The sequence below is a fragment of the Kitasatospora purpeofusca genome, assembly GCF_034043715.1.
Lineage (GTDB): Bacteria > Actinomycetota > Actinomycetes > Streptomycetales > Streptomycetaceae > Kitasatospora > Kitasatospora purpeofusca_A.
In genome coordinates this window covers 103,376-123,223 of the sequence record NZ_JAXCLC010000013.1, presented here as the reverse complement: position 1 = coordinate 123,223, position 19,848 = coordinate 103,376, and the positions used below count along the sequence as shown (strand labels likewise).

Annotated in this window: 12 protein-coding genes, 4 tRNA genes and 1 riboswitch; of the genes, 13 read left to right on the top strand and 3 right to left on the bottom strand. The window is 74.7% G+C overall.

The window, feature by feature from the left end; translation table 11 throughout:
- Window positions 1-68: 68 nt before the first annotated feature.
- Window positions 69-1,451, bottom strand: coding sequence for a purine-cytosine permease family protein (locus SM793_RS09950; protein ID WP_320437711.1), 1,383 nt, complete (start codon window positions 1,449-1,451; stop codon window positions 69-71).
- Window positions 1,445-1,591, bottom strand: a riboswitch (TPP riboswitch). Its footprint overlaps the gene before it by 7 nt.
- Window positions 1,592-1,776: 185 nt before the next feature.
- Here SM793_RS09950 and SM793_RS09945 point away from each other — a divergent pair.
- The 8 genes from SM793_RS09945 (at window position 1,777) to SM793_RS09910 (ending at window position 10,833) form a co-directional block, all read left to right on the top strand.
- Window positions 1,777-3,576 (top strand): S1C family serine protease, encoded by a 1,800-nt coding sequence (locus SM793_RS09945; protein ID WP_320437710.1) that lies wholly within the window; start codon window positions 1,777-1,779, stop codon window positions 3,574-3,576.
- Window positions 3,577-3,638: 62 nt separating this feature from the next.
- A tRNA-Ser gene (locus SM793_RS09940) sits at window positions 3,639-3,726 on the top strand.
- A gap of 199 nt (window positions 3,727-3,925) precedes the next feature.
- Window positions 3,926-5,035: a peptidoglycan-binding protein gene (locus SM793_RS09935; RefSeq protein WP_320437709.1), complete on the top strand. Its 1,110-nt coding sequence runs from the start codon at window positions 3,926-3,928 to the stop codon at window positions 5,033-5,035.
- A 102-nt stretch (window positions 5,036-5,137) separates the two neighbouring features.
- Entirely contained in the window at window positions 5,138-5,974 is an 837-nt protein-coding gene (locus tag SM793_RS09930) for a MerR family transcriptional regulator (RefSeq protein WP_320437708.1), read from the top strand.
- A gap of 83 nt (window positions 5,975-6,057) precedes the next feature.
- A complete protein-coding gene (locus SM793_RS09925) occupies window positions 6,058-7,341 on the top strand; it encodes an MFS transporter (protein WP_320437707.1) in 1,284 nt (427 codons plus the stop codon).
- A gap of 80 nt (window positions 7,342-7,421) precedes the next feature.
- On the top strand, window positions 7,422-8,786 hold the full coding sequence (locus tag SM793_RS09920; protein WP_320437706.1) for an FAD-binding oxidoreductase: 1,365 nt from the start codon (window positions 7,422-7,424) through the stop codon (window positions 8,784-8,786).
- Window positions 8,787-9,211: 425 nt separating this feature from the next.
- Complete coding sequence (locus tag SM793_RS09915) at window positions 9,212-9,541, top strand: hypothetical protein (protein WP_320437705.1); 330 nt, start codon at window positions 9,212-9,214, stop codon at window positions 9,539-9,541.
- A gap of 521 nt (window positions 9,542-10,062) precedes the next feature.
- Window positions 10,063-10,833 (top strand): pyridoxal 5'-phosphate synthase, encoded by a 771-nt coding sequence (locus tag SM793_RS09910; protein WP_320437704.1) that lies wholly within the window; start codon window positions 10,063-10,065, stop codon window positions 10,831-10,833.
- Between the two features lie 161 nt (window positions 10,834-10,994).
- Here the strand turns inward: SM793_RS09910 and SM793_RS09905 are convergent, their stop codons facing one another.
- Window positions 10,995-12,077 carry an EamA family transporter gene (locus SM793_RS09905; protein ID WP_320437703.1) on the bottom strand — a complete coding sequence of 361 codons (1,083 nt, stop codon included), beginning with the start codon at window positions 12,075-12,077 and terminating at the stop codon, window positions 10,995-10,997.
- 152 nt (window positions 12,078-12,229) lie between these two features.
- Between SM793_RS09905 and SM793_RS09900 the strand changes: the two genes are divergently transcribed.
- On the top strand, window positions 12,230-13,108 hold the full coding sequence (locus tag SM793_RS09900) for a DUF1906 domain-containing protein (RefSeq protein WP_320437702.1): 879 nt from the start codon (window positions 12,230-12,232) through the stop codon (window positions 13,106-13,108).
- Window positions 13,109-13,492: 384 nt separating this feature from the next.
- Window positions 13,493-15,154, top strand: coding sequence for a long-chain fatty acid--CoA ligase (locus tag SM793_RS09895; protein WP_320437701.1), 1,662 nt, complete (start codon window positions 13,493-13,495; stop codon window positions 15,152-15,154).
- Between the two features lie 88 nt (window positions 15,155-15,242).
- Here the strand turns inward: SM793_RS09895 and SM793_RS09890 are convergent, their stop codons facing one another.
- Window positions 15,243-18,989: a PAS domain-containing protein gene (locus SM793_RS09890; protein WP_320437700.1), complete on the bottom strand. Its 3,747-nt coding sequence runs from the start codon at window positions 18,987-18,989 to the stop codon at window positions 15,243-15,245.
- Window positions 18,990-19,169: 180 nt separating this feature from the next.
- On the opposite strand from SM793_RS09890, the gene SM793_RS09885 reads away from it, so the two are divergent.
- The 3 genes from SM793_RS09885 to SM793_RS09875 all read left to right on the top strand — a co-directional run bounded on the left by SM793_RS09885 (window position 19,170) and on the right by SM793_RS09875 (window position 19,612).
- Window positions 19,170-19,260: transfer RNA gene (locus SM793_RS09885), tRNA-Ser, on the top strand.
- Window positions 19,261-19,429: 169 nt separating this feature from the next.
- Window positions 19,430-19,505 (top strand) — tRNA-Arg (locus SM793_RS09880).
- A 31-nt stretch (window positions 19,506-19,536) separates the two neighbouring features.
- A tRNA-Arg gene (locus SM793_RS09875) sits at window positions 19,537-19,612 on the top strand.
- Window positions 19,613-19,848: the final 236 nt, after the last annotated feature.

The following is a 19,848-nucleotide window of genomic DNA, read 5'->3' as shown; positions in this document are numbered from 1 at the left end:
TCGGCCCCAACCCGGAGGGCCGACTTCGTCACTCCGTCGCACGGCCGGCGGTCAGCGCGGCTCGGTGGTCAGCGCGGGTCGGCGCCGGCCCGGCCCCGGGTGAGCGGGGTGAGCGCCCAGGTCGCCAGGGCGGGCACCAGGAAGCCGAACAGCGAGGCCGAGGTCCACTCCTGCGGGGTGAAGTGCAGCAGTTCCTGCGCGGACGTCCAGAAGTCCGTCCACCAGCCGGCCACCGCGGTCGGCGCGATCAGCTGGTAGACCGCGAAGCCCAGCGCCCACGGCAGCAGCATCAGCCAGCGGGACGGCGCCTCGTCCGAGAGGTCCCAGCCGCGCCGCCCGGCGCCGAGGAAGTAGTCGACCGCCAGCACCGCGAACATCGGCACGAAGACCGAGCCGATCAGCCCCAGGAAGGCGTAGTACGAGTCGGTGAACGCGGTGATCTGCAGCGCGAGCACGGTGATCAGCACACCGGTGCCGCCCGTGAGCACCCGGCGGTCGACCTTCGGCAGCAGGTTGTGGACGGACATCGCGGTCGAGTAGACGTTCGCGAAGGACTGGTCGGTCTCGCGCAGCACCAGCACCAGCAGGAACAGCCAGCCCGCCCAGACGCCCAGGAAGGAGCCGAAGATCCGCTCGGGGTCGCCGTCCGCCTGCAGCAGCGCCAGCAGGCCGAGCACGTAGCACCAGACCTGCGCCACGGTGTAGCCGGAGAAGCTGCCCCAGAACGCCGAGCGCGGGGTGCGCGAGTGCCGGGTGTAGTCGGCGGCGAGCGGGACGAACGAGATGGACACCGCGATCATCGCGTCCGTCGCCCGCAGGAAGCCGTGCCAGTTGCCCGCGCCCGGGTCGGCGACGCCGTTCCGGCCGAGCTGGACGGTGAAGTACACCATCGCCACCGCCACGGCGACGGCGACGAAGCGGCGCAGCACGGCGATCGCGCCGAGCGGCCAGATGGTCAGCGCGGTGGTGATCGCGCCGGCCAGCACGACGAAGAGCCAGCGGTAGCCCTCGGTGCCGACGACGGTCTGCGCGCCGAGCGCGATCGTCAGCAGCTCGTACACGCCCCAGCCGATGCACTGGACGATGTTGAGCACCGTCGGCACGTAGGACAGCCGGGTGCCGAACAGTCCGCGCAGCGTCGCCATGGCGGGCGCGCCGGTGCGGGCGCCGATCAGCGCGGCGACACCGAGCATCGCGGTGCCGACCACGGTGCCGGCCACGATCGCGGTCACGGCGGCGGCCAGCGACAGCTCGCTGCCCTTGGCGCCGAGCACGGTCGCGGCGGTGGTGAAGCCGATCAGCGAGACGCCGAGGTTCATCCAGAGCGCGAAGTGGTCGCGGAAACGGAGGGTGCGGGGCGGCTCGGTGTCGAGCACCAGCGGCGCCTCCACCCGGGCCGGGGGCTCCAGGACGGCGGTGGCCGAGGACGAGGACGTCGAAGCAGGCGGCATGGCCGATTTCTCCCTACGCCGGCATTACCCGGACAGGTTCCGGCGGTCTGCGCCCCCTCGACGGCGACCACGGATCCCGTGGCGTACGGTCGACCGGCGCACTCTCAGCCTGGTGGGTCCAAGCTCCCGCGTGTCAGTTCGGAGCGACAGGCTAGCGGGCACGGGGGCGAACGCCAAGGCCAGGGGGCCGGGCGGGCGGCGTTCGGGGCCGTCCGTCTGGTCGGGCTAAGGATTCTTATGACTTCTTCAGAAGGCTCCTTACGGCAATCGAATCGAGTGTGCGAAAAACTATGGTTGTTGGTCCTGTCAGCGATGGAGGTCGTCCGTGAGCACCGAGCGCGAGGTTGGGTCCACCGGGCCGCAGGGGGAGCAGCCCTCCGGCGGCCAGGGGGTGGTGGGTTCCCCTGCTGACGCCGGGGCGCAGCACAGTGCGGCCGGGCCGTCCCCCGCGGCGGAGCAGTCGGCTCCGGCTGCCGAGGGGGGCTCCGGCGGGTTCACGCCCACCGTGGCCTTCGGCAAGCTGACCGCCCCCGAGCCGGCGGCCCCGCCGGCCCCGGTGCCGGCACCCGCCGCACCCGCCGCACCCCTGGCCGTCGAGCCCGGCTACCTGGACGCCCCGCCGCCGGTCCTGCCGCCGGCCCCGGCTCCGGCCGCGTCCGCCGCCCCGGCCGGCCCGCAGGGCGGCAACCCGTACGCGACCCCGGCCCCCGGCACCCCGGTGCCCCCGGCCCTCGCCGCGCACGACCCGTACGCGGCGCCGTCCGCCCCGCACGACCCCTACGCGGCGCCCGCCGCCGCCCAGCACGACCCGTACGGAACGCCCGCCGCCCCGCCGGCCCCGGGCGCGACCGGGCAGCACCACCACCCGTTCGGCGCAGGCCAGCCGCTCGGCGGCTGGGGCGCCCACGACGTCACCCCCGGTGCGCCCGGGGGCCCCGGTGGTCCCGGCGGCCCGCTCGGCTACCCGGGCGAGTACCCCGGCGCCCCCGGTCCCGGCGGCCCGCGCAAGAAGCGCGGCGGCCTGATCGCCCTGGTCGCGGCCGTGGCCCTGGTGGCCGGGGTGGCCGGCGGCGCGGTCGGAGTGGCCGTCGCCGACCGCGACGACACCTCCGTCAGCGCCAAGGCCGACCGCAGCTCCACCACGGTCCAGGCGAACAACACCCAGAAGAACGAGCCCGCCCCGGGCTCGGTCGCCGGAATCGCGCAGAAGGCGCTGCCCAGCGTCGTCACCATCAAGGCCCAGGGCAACGGCGAGTCCGGCACCGGTACCGGCTTCGTCTTCGACACCGAGGGCCACATCCTCACCAACAACCACGTGGTGGCGCCCGCGTCCAGCGGCGGCAAACTGACCGTCAAGTTCGCCGACGGCAGCTCCTACAGCGCCTCCGTGCTCGGCCGCGCCGAGGGCTACGACGTCGCGGTGATCAAGCTCGACAACCCGCCCAAGGGCAAGCTGACGCCGCTTCCGCTGGCCGACTCCGACAAGGTCAACGTCGGTGACTCCACCATCGCCATCGGCGCCCCGTACGGCCTGGAGTCCACCGTCACCACCGGCATCATCAGCGCCAAGGACCGCCCGGTCGCCTCCGGCGACGAGACCGGCTCGCAGGCCTCGTACATGAACGCGCTGCAGACCGATGCCTCGATCAACCCGGGCAACTCCGGCGGTCCGCTGCTGGACTCCTCGGGCGCGGTGATCGGCATCAACTCCGCGATCCAGTCCAACGCCTCCAGCAACGGCCGGGCCGGCTCCATCGGCCTGGGCTTCGCCATCCCGGTCAACCAGGCCAAGTGGGTCGCCGACACCCTGATCAAGACCGGCAAGCCGGTCTACGCCAAGCTCGACGTGCTGCGCAACGACGACTACAAGGGCGACGGTGCGCAGATCCAGACCCGCGACATCCAGGGCCAGCCGGCCGTCACCCCCGGCGGCGCCGCCGACCAGGCCGGCCTCAAGCCGGGCGACGTGATCACCAAGCTCGGCGGCAGCCCGATCGAGAACGGCCCCGCCCTGGTCAGCAAGATCTGGACGCACAAGCCGGGCGAGACCGTGGACATCGAGTACACCCGCAACGGCCAGACCGCCACCACCAAGGTCACCCTCGGCACCCGCGTCGGCGACTGACCCGCCCACCCCGGAAACCGGTGCACCGGACCCCACCGGACCCGTTAGGCTGACCTCCGCCTGGAGAGCTGCCCGAGCGGCCTAAGGGAACAGTCTTGAAAACTGTCGTGCGGTGACCCCGTACCGTGGGTTCGAATCCCACGCTCTCCGCCGGTAGGAGAAGAACCACCTGCTCAAGGCGGGTGTCGACCTTCGGGTCGGCGCCCGCCTTTGTGCTTGGCGGGGTGGAGAGGTGCCCCGTTTTCACCTGAACGGGGGGTTTGTGGGGGATGCGTCGTTCCGGGGGAGGCCGGGTCTCGTGTGTTCGGGCGTAAGGGGCAACTGCCCTGGGCCCGGCAAGGAGAGACGGATGGCCTGGTACCCCGGCGCGGAGAAGATGGAGCTCCAGCCAGAGTCGGACGAGCAGGCGGCGATCACGCCGACGCAGGTGATCTTCCACAGTGTGGCGGCGCCGTGGACGCCGCGGCGGATGTACGAGTACTGGCGGGACTCGACCAACCTGGAGTCGCACTTCGGGGTCGGATACGACGGCGGCGTGGGGCAGTTCGTCGGCACCGAGACACGTGCCGACGCCAATCTGGGCGCCAACCGCAGAGCCGACGGCAGCGGCGCGGTCAGCGTGGAGACGGCCAGCGACGACGCGAGCACCGATCCCTGGACGGACGCCCAGGTCGGCGCCCTGATCGCGCTCGGGGTGTGGCTGCACCAGCGGCACGGCATCCCGCTGCGGATCTGCCCGCGGTGGGACGCGTCCGGCTTCGGGGTGCACCGGATGTTCCCGGAGTGGTCGGACGGCGGCACGGCCTGCCCGGGGGACGCCCGGGCCCGGCAGTTCCGCGAGGTGGTGCTGCCCGGCATCGTCGCGGCGGCCGACGGCGCGCCGGTGCCCACGCCGCGCGGGGACTCCGGGCCGGCCCGGTACCGGGTGACGATCAACGGGCTGGAGTACGGCTACGGTGCGCACGGACCGCAGGTCCGGGAGGTCGGCGAGGCACTCGTCCGGCAGGGCTTCGGCCGGCACTACGCGTCCGGCCCGGACGAGGACTGGCGCGACGCCGACACCCTCAACTACCAGGACTTCCAGCACGGTCTGGGGTACTCGGGACCGGACGCCGACGGGGTGCCGGGCGAGGGTTCGCTGCGCCGGCTGCTCGGCCGGCTGCCCTCGCCGCGCCGGGTGTCGCTCGCGCACGTGGTCGCGGCCACCCGCACCGACCCGGGCGCCGAGCAGGGGCACCAGACCTACGGGGGCGAGGCGCGGATCGTCGAACAGGCCCTCGCGGACGAGGGCTTCCTGGAGCAGCGCTGGGTGGACGGCTCGCTCGGCACCCGGACGGTACAGGCGTACGCGGCCTTCCAGCGCAGCCTCGGCTACGCGGGGGAGGACGCCAACGGGATCCCCGGCCAGCGGAGCCTGCGCACGCTGGGTGAGCGACGGGGGTTCGACGTGACCGACTGAGCGCCGCCCGCCGCCCGCCGGGACGGCGGACCGGCGGTGACTCGATCCTCTCCTTGCGGGGCTTGACCATGACACCGTGTGAGGGCCTGCACTGGAGGGACCATGTTGAACATCGGAGACTTCGCCAAGCACGGCCGGGTGTCGGTCCGGATGCTGCGTCACTACGACGCCATCGGGCTGATCCGGCCGGCCCGGGTCGACCCGTCGAGCGGCTACCGCTGCTACGAGGCGTCCCAACTCGCCCGGCTCAACCGGGTCATCGCCCTCAAGGAACTCGGCTTCACGCTGCACCAGGTGCGGGCCGTCCTGGACGAGGAGGTGGACCCGGCGGAGCTGCGCGGGATGCTGCGGCTGCGGCGGGCCGAGCTCGCCGCGGCCATGGCCGCGGACGCCGAACGGCTGGCCCGGGTCGAGGCGAGGCTCCGGACGATCGAGAGTGAGGGGACCATGTCCGCACAGGATGCCGTGGTGAAGCGGTTGCCGTCGGTCCGGGCGGCCGAGCTGGCGGGTGTCGCGGCGAGTTACGAGCCGCAGGACATCGGGCCGGTGATCGGCCCGCTGTTCGAGGAGCTCTGCGGTCGTCTGGCGGCGGCCGGCGTCGCGGCCGCCGGGCCGTCCGTCGCCCGGTACGAGGACACCGGGGACGGCGACGGCTCGGTGCTGATCCGGGTCGCCGTGCCGGTCGCGGCGGGGATCGGCCCGGACACGGGGGAGGAGTACGGCTTCGCGGTGGTCGACCTGCCGGCCGTCGAGGCGGCGGCGACGGTGGTGCACCGGGGCTCGATGGACGAATCGCTGGGCTCGTTCCAGGCGCTGGCGCGGTTCATCGAGGAGAGCGGCTACCGTTCGGCCGGCTACGCCCGGGAGCTCTACCTGGAGTGCCCCGAGGACACGGCGCACTGGGTGACCGAGCTGCAGGAGCCGGTGGTCCGCGCCTGATCCGCGCAGGACCCGCGCTGGACCCGCGTCCGGCAGCCCGGCGTTTGCCCTGAAGCCGGTCGAGGGTCCTAGCGTCGGCGCGCATGACGACCACCGGTTCCCTCGCGCCCGACGCCGACGCCGACGCCTCCGCGGCGGCCCGCCCGGCGCGCCCGGCGCTGCCCGCGCCCTATCTGCGCTGGCTCGCCGGCGCGCAGCTCGGGTACCTGGGCGACGCCGCCCTCGCCTTCGCCCTGGGCTGGGCCGCCGCCGCGCACGGCGGAGCCGCCGCCGGCCTGGTGCTCACCATGATCACGGTGGCCCGGACGGTGCTGGTCCTGGTCGGCGGCGCGGTGGCGGACCGGCTGGGCGCGCGCCGGGTGATGCTCGCCGGGGACGCGGTGATGCTGGCCGCGACGCTCGCACTGGCCGCTGCGGCCGGACTCCGGGGCAGCCCGCTCGGGCTGCTGCTGCTCGCGGCGCTGGTGATCGGCGTGGTGGACGCGTTCTACCTCCCGGCGAGCGGGTCGATGCCTCGTCTGCTGGTGGACGCCGGGGAGCTGCCGCGGGCCCTGGCACTGCGGCAGGCGGGCGCCCAGCTCGCCGCCCTGCTGGGGGCACCCCTCGGCGGCGCGCTGGTCGCGGCGGGCGGGCTGCCCGCGGCGGCGCTGGTGGACGCGGCGAGCTTCGCCGTCCTGCTGCTGGTGCTGCTGTTCCTGCCGGTGTCCGACCCGCGGCGGGCCCCGACGGCCGGCAACGGCACGGACAGGCCGGCCGGGCTGGTGCGGGAGGCGGCCGCCGGGGTGCGGCTGGCGACGGGTGACCGGTTGCTGCGGGCGGCGCTGCTGCTGGCCGGCGCCGCGGCCGGGTCGGTGCTGCCGGTGGTCGCGCTGCTCGGGCCGCTGCTGGCCCGGGCCGCCGGGTGGGGCGTGGGGGCGGCGGGTCTGGTGGCGGGTGCCCAGGGCGCGGGCGTCCTGGCGGTGGCGGTCCTGCTCGCCCGCCGGGGCACGGGGGCCGGTCGCCCCCCGCACGGGGCGGGGACGGGGGCGGCGGCCGGGCTCTGCGCGGCCGCCGCGGGCATCGCGCTGCTGGCGGCGGCGCCGGTCCCGGCGGTGGCCGCGCTCGGCGCGTTGCTGACGGGCGCGGGATCGGGGCTGTTCGCCGGCCGGCTCGGGCCGCTGGTGCTGGGAGCCGCGCCGGACACCCATCTCTCCCGGGTGCAGGCCCTGCTGACCCTGGTGCAGAGCGCCGCGCTGGTGCTCTCGACCGGGGCGCTCGGTTTGCTCGCCGACACGGCCGGACCCCGGGTGCCGATCGCCCTCTGCGCGCTGGCCGCCGGGGCCGCCGGGGCCCTCGCCCTGGCCTCTCCGGTCCTGCGCCGGGCCTGACCGCCCCGACGTACTTGCCGGGCGGACGGGTGGCGGGCAGAGTGCGGGAGCGGAACGGGCAGCGGAGGGCGGAGGCGGCGATGAGCGACCTGATGGACCGGCTGGCGGAGGGCCTCCCGCCCGGAGCGATGGCCGTGGACCCCGAGGTGACGGCCGCCTACCGGTCCGACATGGCGGACTTCTGCCCGGCCGGCACCCCCGCCGTGGTGGTCTTCCCGGAGACGGTCGAGCAGGTGCAGCACGTGCTGCGCACCGCCACCGCGCTGAGCGTCCCGGTGGTCCCGCAGGGGGCCAGGACCGGTCTGTCCGGCGCGGCCAACGCGGTCGACGGCTGCATCGTGCTGTCGATGCTGCGGATGAACCGGATCCTGGAGATCGACCCGGTGAACCGGATCGCGGTGGTCGAGCCGGGGGTGGTCAACGCCGAGCTCTCCCGGGCGGTCGCCGCCTCGGGGCTCGCCTACCCGCCCGACCCGTCGAGCTGGGAGTCCTGCACCATCGGCGGCAACATCGGGACCGGCGCGGGCGGGCTCTGCTGCGTCAAGTACGGCGTGACCAGCGAGTACGTGCTCGGACTCGACGTGGTGCTGGCCGACGGGCGGCTGCTGTCCACCGGCCGCCGGACGGCCAAGGGCGTGGCCGGTTACGACCTGACCCGGCTCCTGGTCGGCTCCGAGGGCACGCTGGGGGTGGTGGTCCGCGCCGTGCTGGCGCTGCGGCCGGCCCCGGCCCCGCAGCTGGCGCTGGCGGCGGAGTTCCCGAGCACGGCCTCGGCGGGCGCGGCGGTCTGCGAGGTGATGGCGCGCGGCTTCACCCCCTCGCTGATGGAGCTGATGGACCAGGTGAGCGTGCGCGCGGTCAACGAGCTGGGGCAGATGGGCCTGCCGGAGTCGACCCGGGCGCTGCTGCTGGTCGCCTTCGACGGCCCGGACCGGGTGGCCGAGCTGGCCGCGGTCGGCGAGCTGTGCCGGGCGGCCGGGGCGACCGAGGTGGTGCCGGCCGAGGACCAGGCCGAGTCCGAGCTGCTGCTGGAGGCGCGCCGGCTGGCGTTGCCCGCGCTGGACCGGCTGGGCACCACGATGATCGACGACGTGGCGGTGCCGCGCTCACGGCTGGCCGAGATGCTGGAGGGGGTCGCGGCGATCGGCGAGCGGCACGGGCTGACCATCGGGGTGGTGAGCCACGCCGGGGACGGCAACACCCATCCGATCGTCATCTTCGACGCGGCGGACCCGGAGCAGTCGGCCCTGGCACAGCGCTCCTTCGACGAGATCATGGCGCTGGGGCTGGCACTGGGCGGGACGATCACCGGGGAGCACGGGGTGGGGCTGCTCAAGCGGGAGTGGCTGGCGCGGGAGCTGGGGCCGGTGGCGACGGAGCTGCAGCGGCAGCTGAAAGCGGTCTTCGATCCGCTGGGGATCCTCAATCCCGGCAAGGCGGTTTGACCGCCACCTCGGGCCGGGCAACGAAGTATCGTTCTCCGGATTTTCAGACCGTCGCAGGATGGCTGGAATTATCGACACGGTAGCGTGACCGCACCGGTGGGGGGCGTGTTTGTTACCGCCGCGCGCCAGGGTGGTGCGCCGGCTTGTCCGTGTGCCCCCTTCACGCCGCCGGCGGAGAGTCGGTCGTATCCGACCGTCCGGGCGACATCGCAGGTCGGCGGCGGTGTGTCGACGTGCTCCCAGGATCGGTCGCAGTTATGCGCGGGGCTGCTGGATATCACGCTAAAGGGCGAAAAGGGCACCGGGAGGTGGTGCTTTATCGATTTGTTGCGGAAGTCTGTGACCCGGCGTCGCAGCCCGCAGGTGTTCGTCTGGCCGGCGAACTCCCGCACCCAATGCACGATTACCGTTTTTTGGAGGCTCCCATGGCTCGCAATCGAATCCGCCGGACCGCCGGTGTGCTGCTCGCGGCCCCGTTCGCCGCGGGACTGCTGCTCGCCGGGGCCGGTGCCGCCGCCGCTGACAACGGCGCGCTCGCCAACGACGGGTCCAACAGCGGCGTGGTGTCCAACGTCGGGACGGGCAACGTCTTCGGCTCGGTCGACGGCAACTACATCTCCACCCAGCAGACGGCGACCGGCTCCGGCGCCTCGAACCAGGCCAACACCCTCGCGGTGAAGGACAACTCGGGCACCATCCTGGCCGGTCAGTCCAACAAGAACTACAGCATCGTCTTCGCGCCGATCTTCCCCTGAGCACCCGGGCGATCGGGCACCGGGGCGTCCCGGGTGCCGGTACTGACCGGGAGCCGTCGACGGCGGGGGCGCCGTCGACGGAGCACCGGGGCCGGCCGGGGCGGACGCGGGTGGGCTGAGCACCCGCGACAAGTCCGGAGCGGACCGCGAAGCGGATCGGAAGAACCGCGATCGCAGAACGGCGATCGAACGGATCGCACAGCGCGCAACCGGGCAGCGGAAAGGGTCACCGCGAACCGGTCCCGTGGGCGGCACCGAGCATCGGTGCCGCCCACGGGCGTGTCCGGGCGTGTCCGGGCGCGTCCGGGCGTGTCGGGGCGTGTCCCGGCGTGTCGGGCTGTACCGCGGCTGTCCCGGCGTCCCCGGGGGCGTCCACGAGCGGGCCGGTGCAGGGCCCGCGCCCTGAGTCGTCACCGTGCGGCGGTACGGTTGCGCTCCGACAGTGCACCCCCGAGCCCGGCGCCCCCCGGCGGCCCTTCCGGCGAGGGGTTGCGGCGGCGGCAACCGGAAGGAAGGGCGCGATGGCAGCCGAGGACGAGGACCTGAGCGGCCCGGGCGGGACCACGCCCGCACCCGGTCCCGGGTCGGGCCCGGAGCCGCGCCCGGAATCGCGGTCCGAGCCCCGCTCCGTGCCGGAGCTGATGCTGGGCCGTCCGCCGATGGCCCGCCCGCTGCCGGGTTTCGACACCGGGGCGGCCCCGGCCGAGCCCGGCCCGCTCTTCGTCGACTGGCTCGCCACCGCCCTCGACGCCGGGGTGCTGGACCCGCAGGTGTTCACCCTCTCCACGGTCGACTCCGACGGCCTGCCGGACGCCCGCGTCCTGGTGCTGCGCGACGTGGACGCGGCCGGCACCGGCTGGGTCTTCTCCGCCGCCGCCGACAGCCCCAAGGGCCGCCAGCTCGCCGACCACCCGGCCGCCGCGCTCACGGTCTACTGGCCCCGGCTCGGCCGCCAGGTGCGGGTCCGCGGCACCGTCGAACGGGCCGCCGACCTGGTCGCGGCGGCCGAGTTCGCCACCCGCTCCCCGGACGCCCGGATCGGCGCGCTGGTCGGGCGGCAGAGCGAACCGCTGGCCTCGCCGGCCGAGTACGAGGAGGCGGTGGCGGTGGCCCGTCGCCGGCTGGAGGCCACCCCGGACGCGGTCGCCGCCGGGCATGCCGTCTACACGCTCTGGGCGCACGAGGTCGAGTTCTGGCAGGGCGAGGCCGAGCGCCACCATGTCCGCCTCCGCTACACCAGAACCGGACCGGTGCTCACCCCGGAGTGGTCGCGCACCCTGCTCTGGCCGTGACGCGCCCGAAGCACTTGAAGTACCCGAAGCCCCCGGAGTACCCGGAGTACCCGAAGCCCCCGGAGTACCTGACGGCCCGGCGCACCTGAAGCACCACGGCGGACGGCCCAGGGCGCGCATCCGTCGATGCGCGCCCTGGGCCGTCCGTCCGCCCGTCCGTCTCAGCGCCGCCCGGTCAGGGTGGCCCCGACGCTCGCCGCCACCACACAGCCGATCCCCGCCAGCTGGGCGGCGCCCAGCAGCTGCCCGAGCACCACCAGCCCGACCAGCGCGCTGACTGCGGGCTCCAGGCTCACCAGCACGCTGAACACCCGCTGGGGCATCCGCCGCAGCGCGGTCATCTCCAGCGCATAGGGGATCACCGGCAGCAGCAGGGACACCCCGGCGACCGCGAGCAGCAGCATCAGCGGCGAGGCGTCCGGCGCGGAGAGCCCGTCCCACACCTCGCCGAACCCGAACGGTGCCACCGCCAGCGCGCCGACCGTCATCGACACGGCCAGCCCCTGGAAGCCCTGGAACGCCGCCCCGACCTTGTCCGTGAACAGGATGTACGCGGCGTAGCAGGCCGCCGCCCCGAAGGCGTAGAGCAGGCCGACCGGGTCGAGTCCGGCGCCGCCCTCCCCGCCCTCGCCGAGCAGCGTCAGCAGTGTCACCCCGCCGGCCGCGAGCAGCGCCCACAGCAGGTGGCTGGCACGGCGGGCGAAGTACAGCGCCACCGCGAGCGGGCCGAGGAACTCGATGGTGGCCGCGGTGCCCATCGGCAGCCGGTCGATCGCCCCGGCGAACAGCAGGGTCATCCCGGCCGAGGCCATGCCGAGCAGGCCCGCGGCGGCCAGGTCGCGCGGCCGGCGCCCGCTCAGCCGGGGCCGGGTGACGGCGAGCAGGATGACCGCCGCGAAGCCCAGCCGGAGGAAGGTGGTGCCGCTGACCCCGAGCGGACCGAACAGCGGCTTGGAGAACGCGATCCCGGTCTGCACCAGGAACATCGCCGTCAGACAGAGCAGCGGCGCCGGGATCCTCTCCGGGCGCCGCAGGAGCTTCGGGAACCGTCGGCCGGACGGCCGGCCGGGTCGCGGCTCCGGTGGCAGCCCCTCGGTGGGTGCCCCGCCTCGTCGCCGGCCGACCCGCTCGCCGACCCGCTCGCCGGCGGGCTCGCCCTTGGGGGCGGGCGGCATGACGAGCGCCTCGGCGACGGCGGCGGCCGTCGTCGGGGCGGAGGTTTCGCTGAGGTGGGGCGTGGGCATAGAGGCGAGTTTGCCGTAAGGAGCCACTGGGCAGCAAGCTCGTTACCAAAATCCGGACGGATGCGGACGGGTGCGTCCGAAAGGGTGGGCTTTCCCGGCCTGCACGGCGTGGTTGCCACGGTTGTCCGACGTCCCGTCAGTATCAAGGCGACGTGCGCTATCTCCGCCCCACGGCACTCGCCGCCGCCTCCTTCGTCCTGCTGCTGGCCGCCGGCGGTCCGGGCGCGAGCGCCGACGAGACCGCACCGGTGGTCGCCGCCGTCCCCCGGATCCGGGCCACCGTCCTCCCCGACCGGGTCGGCCCGCCCGCCGCCCGGGTCCGGGACCTCTTCACCGGCGCGGCCTTCGACGCCTGCACCGCGCCACCGCTGGAGACCATGCGGGCCTGGCGCGACTCCTCGCCGTACGGGGCGGTCGGCATCTACACCAGCGGGAGCCAGCGCGGCTGCGCCCAGCCGAGGCTCGGTGCCGACTGGGTGCGGGAGGCCAGGGCGATGGGGTGGCGCTTCCTCCCCGTCCACGTCGGCCTCCAGGCCCCGTGCAGCGAGCTGAGCCGCAAGCCGAAGCGGATCGACCCCGCGCGGGCCGTCCAGCAGGGCCGCGAGGAGGCGGCCGAGGCGGTCCGCGGCCTCAAGGCGCTGGGGCTCGGCAAGGGCAGCCCGGTCTTCCTGGACATCGAGGCCTACCCGTCGCGCGACCCGGGCTGCGGGCAGGCCGTGGTCGACTTCACCCTCGCCTGGACCCAGGCCCTGCACCTGGCGGGCTACGGTTCCGGCTTCTACTCCAGCCTCGATTCCGGCATCGCCGACCTCGCCGCGGCAGCCCGGGCCGGCAGCGCGCCGCTGCCCGACACCCTCTGGTACGCCCGCTGGGACGACCGGGCCGACACGGCGGGCGGCGGGGCGCTCGGCCCGGACCTCTGGGCCCGGCGCCAGCGCGTCCACCAGTACCGCGGCAACGTCGAGGAGACCTACGGCGGGGCGACGCTCACCGTCGACCGGAACCAGGTCGATGCCCCGCTGGCCGGCTGAGGCGGCGTCACTCCCGCAGGGCGAGCCCCAGGAAGCCCAGGCCCCCGCAGTGGTGGCAGGTCTGCGGGATGAGCCCGGTGCCGGTCCGGCCCGCGTGCAGGCCCATCCGCGCTTCCGTCCGCACGCCCTCCTCGCAGCACGGGCACGGCATCCGGAGCCCGGTCGGCGGTGGACCCGCCCGTCGTTCGTTACGCCCGTCACCCATGCCCCCAGTATCCCGCCCGTCCCGGCGGCCGTGACCGGGGCAACTGCGCCGGAATGCTGACAGCGGGGGTGCGGCGCGGCACAATCGGGCTCTACTGCCCCGTATTACCGCCCAGTAGCCGGTCTCCGGTCGGGCCGGGGGCAGCACCGCCGCAGTGCAGCCCAGGTCGAGGAGGACCCGTGTTCAGCACGATGCAGGACGTACCGCTCACCGTCGCCCGAATCCTCGAGCACGGGTCGACCGTCCACGCCCGCTCGACCGTCACCACCTGGGACGGCACCGGACCCGTGGTCCGGACGTACGCGGAGGTCGGGGCGCGGGCCGCGCGGCTGGCCTGGGCCCTGCGGGACGAGCTCGGCGTCACGGCGGACGACCGGGTCGCCACACTGATGTGGAACAACGCCGAACACCTCGAGGCCTACCTCGCCGTTCCGGCGATGGGCGCGGTGCTGCACACGCTCAACCTGCGGCTCCCCGCGAACCAGCTGTCCTTCATCGTCGACCACGCCGCCGATCGCGTGATCATCGTCAACGGCACCGTGCTCCCCCTGCTGGCCGCCGTCCTGCCGCGGCTCGCCCCGACGCTCAGGCACATCGTGGTCAGCGGCCCCGGCGACCGCTCGCTGCTGGCCGGCTTCGCGGGCGGCGTGCACGACTACGAGGAGCTGATCGCCGACCGGCCGGCCGAGTACCCCTGGCTCACCGACATCGACGAGCGCCGGGCCGCCGTGCTCTGCTACACCTCCGGCACCACCGGCGACCCGAAGGGCGTCCTCTACAGCCACCGCTCGGTCTACCTGCACTGCCTTCAGGTCAACACCGGCGACAACTTCGCCTTCACCCCGCGCGACACCGCGCTGCCGGTGGTGCCGATGTTCCACGTCAACGCCTGGGGCATCCCGCACGCCGCGTTCATGTCCGGCGCCAACCTGCTGATGCCGGACCGCTTCCTCCAGCCCCGGCCGATGGCCGAGATGATCGCCGCCGTGAAGCCCACCGTCAGCGCGGCCGTGCCGACGATCTGGAGCGGGCTGCTGGACGAGCTGGACGCCGGTGACTACGACACCTCCAGCCTGCGGATGGTCGTCATCGGCGGCTCGGCCTGTCCGCCCTCGCTGATGAAGGGGTACGAGGAGCGCCACGGCATCCGGGTCATCCACGCCTGGGGCATGACCGAGACCTCGCCGCTCGGCTCCTTCGCCCAGCCGCCCGGCGGCCTCACCCCGGAGGAGGAGTGGCCCTACCGGGTCAGCCAGGGCATCTTCCCGGCCTCCGTCGAGGCCAGGCTGATCGGCCCGGGCGGAGAGCGGATGCCCCACGACGGGGTGTCGGCGGGCGAGCTGGAGGTGCGCGGCCCGTGGATCGCGGGGGCGTACTACGGCGGCGCCGGACAGGACCCGGAGCGCCCGGACGACAAGTTCTCCGAGGACGGCTGGCTGCGCACCGGCGATGTCGGCACCATCACCGCCGACGGCTATCTGACCCTCACCGACCGGGCCAAGGACGTGATCAAGTCCGGCGGCGAGTGGATCTCCTCGGTGGACCTGGAGAACCACCTGATGGCGCACCCGGAGGTGGCCGAGGCCGCCGTGGTGGCGGTGCCGGACGAGAAGTGGGGCGAGCGTCCGCTGGCGACCGTCGTACTGCGGCCCGGCGCCACCGTCGGGCTGCCGGAACTGCGGGCCTTCCTGGCCGGGCGGATCGCGTCCTGGCAGCTGCCCGAGCGCTGGGCGATCGTCGAGGCGGTGCCGAAGACCTCGGTCGGGAAGTTCGACAAGAAGGTGATCCGCGCCGACTACGCGGACCGGAAGCTGGACGTCACCCTGCTCGGCAAGGAGTGACGACGGGCGGGGCGCTCCCGCCGGAACCACCAGGGCCGGCCGCCCCCGCGGAGGGGGTGGCCGGCCCTGGACGTTCCGTGCCGCGAGCTCAGCCGGCGGCGGCGACGCCCGCCTCGCCCATGGCGCCGATCCGTCCGAGCAGGTCGACGATCCGGGACTGGACGTCCTCGCTGGTCGAGCGCTCGGCGAGGAAGAGGACCGTCTCGCCGGTGCGCAGCCGGGGCAGCTCGCGCGGGTCGAGGTCCACCGAGGTGTAGACGACGAGCGGGGTGCGGTGCAGCCGGTCGTTGGCGCGCAGCCAGTCCAGCAGGCCGACCCGGCGGCGGCGGATCTGGAGCAGGTCCATCACCACCAGGTTGGGCTGCACGCTGCTGGCCCGGGCGACGGCGTCGTTCTCGTCCACCGCGTGCTCGACGTGCATGCCGCGCCGCTCCAGGCTGCCGATCATCGCGACGGCGATGTCCGGATCGCTCTCGACCAGCAGGACGCGCGGGGCGTGGTTCTCGCCGTCGCGCGGGGCGAGGGCGCGCAGCAGCACGGCCGGGTCGGCGCCGTACGCGGCGTCCCGGGTGGCCTGGCCGAGACCGGCGGTGACCACCACCGGGACCCGGCTGTTCAGTGCGGCGGTGCGCAGCGACTGCAGGGCGGTGCGGGTGATCGGGCCGGTCAGCGGGTCGACGAAGAGCGCGGCGGGGAATCCGGAGACCTGCGCGTCCACCTCCTCGCGGGAGCGGACGATCACCGGGTGGTAGCCGCGGTCCTGGAGGGCCCGGCTGGTGGCCGGGTCGGGCTCGGGCCAGACCAGCAGCCGACGCGGTCCGCCGTCGGGGGCGGGCGCGGGCACCGGGCGCTCGCCGGGCTCCGCTCCGCCGCCGTTCGGGGAGATCTGCAGGGCCGCCGGGAGCGCCGGCGTGGGCGCGGCGGGCAGCTCGGCCATCGGTCTCGGCGCGGGCCGGACCTCGGCGGGTGCCGGCGCGGGCACGGTCAGGGCGCCGGCGGCCGGGCCCACCTGGGCCCCCGGCCCGGAACCGCCGGGCACACCGGGCAGGCCGGTGCCGCCGAGCGGCCGCGGCGGGGCCAGCTCGCCCAGGCCGGTGCCGACCGGCTGCGGTCCGCCCTCGCGGCGGTCGCCGCCGGGGTGGTTGCCGGGGCCGGCGCCGTCCGGCACCGCCGGGGCCGCCGACGGCAGCGCGGGCAGTGCGGCGGGGGCACCCGCTCCGGCGCCGTCGGGCGCGGCCGGGCCGCCGCTCTCGCCACCGGGGCCGGGCGGGACGGCCAGCCGGCGGCGGCGGCCGGTCGGCGTGGGACCGGCGGGCTCGGCCGGGGCCGGAACCGGGGCCGGACCGGTCGGCAGGGCGTGTTCCAGCCCGGGGTAGACCGGGGTCTCGGGAACGCCGGGCAGGGCGAAGCCGCCGGAGGAGTCCTCGTTGCCGGGCAGCGCGCGGCGGCGCCGGGACGGCCGGGGTTCGGTGCCGGACTCGTCCGGACCGCCCGCCGCGTCCTGCCCGCCAGGACCGGCCGCCGGGTCCTCCGGGGAGGGGCCGGGGCCGAGCGCGATCGGCGTGCGCGGACCGGCCGCGCCATCGGCGGCCGGGCGCTCGCCGTCCGCGCCGGCGGTCCCGTCGCCGGGGCCCGGAGCGGGACGCCCGGCGTCGACCGGGACGGCGTAGGCGGTGCCGGAGCGGCCGTCGTCCTTGCCCCAGGGGTCGCTCTGCGGGTCGTTCGGGCCGCCGAAGCCCTGCCGCCCGTACGCGGGGTCGTTGCCGGTGCCGTTCCACTGCTCGGGGACGGCCCGTTCGATCCGGGCCGGGGCGTTCGGCCACTGGTCGGCCGGGATGTCCGGGTGGCCGCCGGGGCCGGGGGCGTCCTGGGCGGCGCCGCCGTCGGCGGTCGGGGGTTGTTCGACGGCGGGGCGCCCGCGCCGGCCCCGACGCTGCTCGACGACCGGCGCCGGGGCCGGATCGGTGCCGGGATCGGCGGCCTGGTCGGCCGGCGGAGTGTCGGGGGTGTCGTTCGCGGAGTCACCGCGCCCACGCTCCCGGGCGGTGCCCTCCGCCGGGGTGCCGGAGGAGCCGTGGTCGGCGGCGGTCGCCGTACCGGGACCGGTGGGCGAGGAGCCCTCGGCCGCCGGCTCCTCGGCGCGCGCGGTGGGCAGCTGCGGGATGCCCGGCAGGTCGGGCAGGACGGCGCTGTCGCTCTCCTTGGGCCGGTCCGAGCGGCCCTCGGCGCCCGCGCGCTCGGCGGCGGCCTTCGCGGCGACCGGGTCCAGCGGCAGTTCGACGACATAGGTGGTGCCGGCGCGACCCGGCAGCTCGTGCGGCTGGAGCACCCCGCCGTGGCGCTCGACCACCGCGCGGGCTATCGGCAGGTGGACGGGGCTGCCGCCGCGCCCGGGGCCACGGATCTCCACCCTGGCGACCTCGCCGCGCTGGGCGGCGGCGAGCACCACGGCCGGGGTGTCGCCACCGCCCGGCGGCAGGGCCGGGGTGCCGGGGGCGGCGAGCCCGGGGGAGGGCAGTTCGGGCTCGGCGTCCAGCGACAGGCCGACGCCGCTGACGTCCGCGACCAGGTGGGCCAGCGCCTGGGCGAGCCGCTGCTCGTCGGCGATCACCTCGACGGCGGCCGCGTGCACGGAGAACCGCACCCGCCCGGCGCCGACCAGCTCGCCCGCGTGCTCGACGGCCCGGCGGACCACCTTGTCCAGGGCGACGGGGACCCGCTCGGCGGGCTTCGGTCCGCCCTTGCCGTCCGCGTCCGCGGCGGCGCTCTCGCCGGCCTCGGAGCGCTGGTGGGCCAGCACACCGTCGATCAGCTTGCCGAACCGGCGGCACTCGTCGGCGAGCCGGCGCAGCGTCCAGTTGGCCTCCGGCCAGAGCTGTCCGGCGGGGTCGGCGGCGAGCGTGTCGATCCGCCGGTGCAGCGCGGTCAGCGCGCCGCCGAGCTCGCTCTCCAGGACGGCGGTGAGGTGCTCGTTGCGGGCGACCAGCGCGAGTTCGCGGCTGCGGTCGGTGAAGGTCATGACCGCGCCGACCAGCTGGTCGCCGTCCCGGACCGGGGCGGTGGTGAGGTCGACGGTGACCGGCCGGCCGTCCTTGCGCCACAGCACGGTGCCGCGCACCCGGTGCTTGCGGCCGGAGGTCAGGGTGTCCAGCAGCGCGGACTCCTCCAGCGACAGCGGGGTGCCGTCGGCCCGGGAGTGCTGGATCAGCGGGTGCAGCTCACGGCCGCCCAGCTCGCTGGCCCGGTACTCCAGGATGTGCGCGGCGGCCGGGTTGACCAGCACGCAGCGGCCTTCGAGGTCGACGCCGAGCACGCCCTCGGCGGCGGCCCGCAGGATCATCTCGGTCTGCTTGTGCTGGCGGCGCAGCTCGGCCTCGACGCCGAGCCGGCCGGTCAGGTCGCGGACCAGCAGCAGGAGCAGGTCGGAGGAGCGGGAGCCCTCGCGGTACGGGTCGTAGGGGACCAGCGAGGAGACCGCGTAGCCCCGGCCCTCGCCCGCGCCGGAGCCGTCGTCGTCGAAGTCGTTGCCGGAGACCTCGACCGGGAAGGTGCTGCCGTCGGTGCGCCGGGCCGTCATCCGGACCGGGCGGTCGAGCGCCTCGTCCTCGCGGGTGGCCGGCCGCATCGAACCGGGGATCCGGCTGGGGTCGAACTCCGGTAGGAGGTCGAGCACCCCCATGCCGACCAGCGAGGTGCCGGGCGCCTGGAGCGCCTGTACGGCCGCGGTGTTGGCATCGACGACCGTGCCGTTGCTGTTGACCAGCAACAACGCATCGGGCAGGGCGTCGAGTATGGCGGCGAGGCGAGCAGCGCCTCGGATCGGCCTGCTGCTCACGTCGACAGGTCTCCTCGGCTTCAGGGCAGCTCTCTCCGGAGAGGGCAGTATCTCATTCTTCTTTGCGGCGGGGACGACCCGCCTAGTAACGTTGTCGGCGGTTGGTGCCGGGCCCCCGGGTTGTGGCATCATCACAGGCACAGGGAACGGGTCCGCGCACGCGGGCTTGGGCCATGTGGAGGAGGCTTCGCCTAGTCCGGTCTATGGCGCCGCACTGCTAATGCGGTTTCGGGGTTATTCCTGATCGAGGGTTCAAATCCCTCAGCCTCCGCAGCCGGGAGCCCCGTCGACGATCTTGTCGGCGGGGCTCTTCGTATGTCCGGGACCCGCCCGCCGGCGCGGGGCCGCCCGAGGTGCCCGGATCAATCGATTTCGTCCCGCGCCGCAGGTCATGTAATGTTGTCCCCGCACCGCCCCGCTGGCAACGTTCACCAGGGCGAGCGCTCATAGCTCAACGGATAGAGCACTTGACTACGGATCAAGAGGTTGCAGGTTCGAATCCTGCTGAGCGCACCAAACCCCGCAAGGCCGGATCCGTCCGGCACTTGCGCTCATAGCTCAACGGATAGAGCACTTGACTACGGATCAAGAGGTTGCAGGTTCGAATCCTGCTGAGCGCACCAGAAGAGAACCCCCGGCCCTGGCGGCCGGGGGTTCTTTCGTTTCCGGGGCCCCCCTGCCGCAGGCCGTCGGGCGCGGGCCGTCCGTCCCGCGCGGGGCCCGATGGGTGGAGTGCGTACCTTTCGGGTACATCCCGTCCTGCCGGGGGCCTGAGGCTGCCAATCGGGTGTCACACGGCCAATAGTGCAAGTGTCGCGGTATGACCGGACCAGAATCGTGATTCCGTTTTGTCACATCT